At 48.4% G+C, this 2,182-nt stretch carries 2 tRNA genes and 1 rRNA gene; all 3 read right to left on the reverse strand.

The features are described from left to right. Nucleotides 1–31: 31 nt before the first annotated feature. Nucleotides 32–107: transfer RNA gene (locus tag ACI2IW_RS13820), tRNA-Ala, on the reverse strand. Nucleotides 108–116: 9 nt separating this feature from the next. Then, nucleotides 117–193, reverse strand: a tRNA-Ile gene (locus ACI2IW_RS13825). Nucleotides 194–268: 75 nt separating this feature from the next. After that, a 16S ribosomal RNA gene (locus tag ACI2IW_RS13830) occupies nt 269–1,807 on the reverse strand. Between the last annotated feature and the right edge of the window lie 375 nt (nt 1,808–2,182).

Below are 2,182 nucleotides of genomic sequence, written 5' to 3' on the forward strand. Positions count from 1 at the left end.
GCACCTAAAGCTTACTTAACCGTCTTAGTAGTGGTGGAGCCAAACGGAGTCGAACCGTTGACCTCCTGCGTGCAAGGCAGGCGCTCTACCAACTGAGCTATGGCCCCATTGTAAAATGGTGGGTCTAGGTGGACTTGAACCACCGACCCCCGCGTTATCAACACGGTGCTCTAACCAGCTGAGCTACAGACCCTAATACGTTTGTTAAAAACGTAAGCTTAAACTAAAGAACAACTTGTTGTGAATTCTTGCTGACCGAATGCGTCTATAAGGAGGTGATCCAGCCGCAGGTTCCCCTACGGCTACCTTGTTACGACTTCACCCCAGTCATCAACCACACCGTGGTGAACGCCTCCCCGAAGGTTAAGCTATCCACTTCTGGTGCAATCAACTCCCATGGTGTGACGGGCGGTGTGTACAAGGCCCGGGAACGTATTCACCGCGGCATTCTGATCCGCGATTACTAGCGATTCCTACTTCATGGAGTCGAGTTGCAGACTCCAATCTGGACTACGATAGGCTTTTTGAGATTCGCATCACATCGCTGTGTAGCTGCCCTCTGTACCTACCATTGTAGCACGTGTGTAGCCCTGGTCGTAAGGGCCATGATGACTTGACGTCGTCCCCGCCTTCCTCCAGTTTGTCACTGGCAGTATCCTTAGAGTTCCCGGCTTAACCCGCTGGTAACTAAGGACAAGGGTTGCGCTCGTTGCGGGACTTAACCCAACATCTCACGACACGAGCTGACGACAGCCATGCAGCACCTGTATTCTAATTCCCGAAGGCACTCCCGCATCTCTGCAGGATTCTAGATATGTCAAGACCAGGTAAGGTTCTTCGCGTTGCATCGAATTAAACCACATGCTCCACCGCTTGTGCGGGCCCCCGTCAATTCATTTGAGTTTTAACCTTGCGGCCGTACTCCCCAGGCGGTCTACTTATTGCGTTAGCTGCGTCACTAAGTCCTCAAGGGACCCAACGACTAGTAGACATCGTTTACGGCGTGGACTACCAGGGTATCTAATCCTGTTTGCTACCCACGCTTTCGAGCCTCAGTGTCAGTATGATGCCAGGAAGCTGCCTTCGCCATCGGTATTCCTTCAGATCTCTACGCATTTCACCGCTACACCTGAAATTCTACTTCCCTCTCACCTACTCTAGCCTAACAGTTTCAGATGCAGTTCCCAGGTTAAGCCCGGGGATTTCACATCTGACTTATCAAGCCACCTACGCTCGCTTTACGCCCAGTAATTCCGATTAACGCTTGCACCCTCTGTATTACCGCGGCTGCTGGCACAGAGTTAGCCGGTGCTTATTCTGCAGCTAATGTCATCGTCTCCGGGTATTAACCGAAGAGTCTTCTTCACTGCTTAAAGTGCTTTACAACCAAAAGGCCTTCTTCACACACGCGGCATGGCTGGATCAGGGTTTCCCCCATTGTCCAATATTCCCCACTGCTGCCTCCCGTAGGAGTCCGGGCCGTGTCTCAGTCCCGGTGTGGCTGATCATCCTCTCAGACCAGCTACAGATCGTCGCCATGGTAGGCCTTTACCCCACCATCTAGCTAATCCGACTTAGGCTCATCTAATAGCGAGAGCAGTAAACTGCCCCCTTTCTCCCGTAGGTCGTATGCGGTATTAATACGAGTTTCCCCGTGCTATCCCCCACTACTAGGTAGATTCCTAAGTATTACTCACCCGTCCGCCGCTCGACGCCTGGTAGCAAGCTACCATCGTTTCCGCTCGACTTGCATGTGTTAAGCCTGCCGCCAGCGTTCAATCTGAGCCATGATCAAACTCTTCAGTTTAATCTTGCTATGAAGCTCTTTAAAGAAGCTTCTAAACTTGGCTCATCTAATCTGGCAAAATCGCTAAAAATTATGTTCGTAATGAATTAACTTTGAGTTTTTCTGCTGTCTTAAATGATAATTTTTATAGTTAATAATCTTCCCGAAAAGAAAAGATAGTCAACTTTATTTTTTAGCATTCTGAATCAGCAAAAATCCACACAAGTTGTTCTTTAGTTATGCTTTTAAATAATGTCTGACACTGTCGTCCAGTGCTAGTATTTCAAACTAAACAAGTCAGCCAATGTGGCTTATCCTATTTAGCGAGCTGACCATCATATCATGTTTTAATAGTCTGTCAACTTCTTTTTTTAATTTGTTTCAACAAGTTAACTG

The sequence above is a fragment of the Psychrobacter sp. NPDC078501 genome (assembly GCF_044900935.1).
Classification (GTDB): domain Bacteria; phylum Pseudomonadota; class Gammaproteobacteria; order Pseudomonadales; family Moraxellaceae; genus Psychrobacter.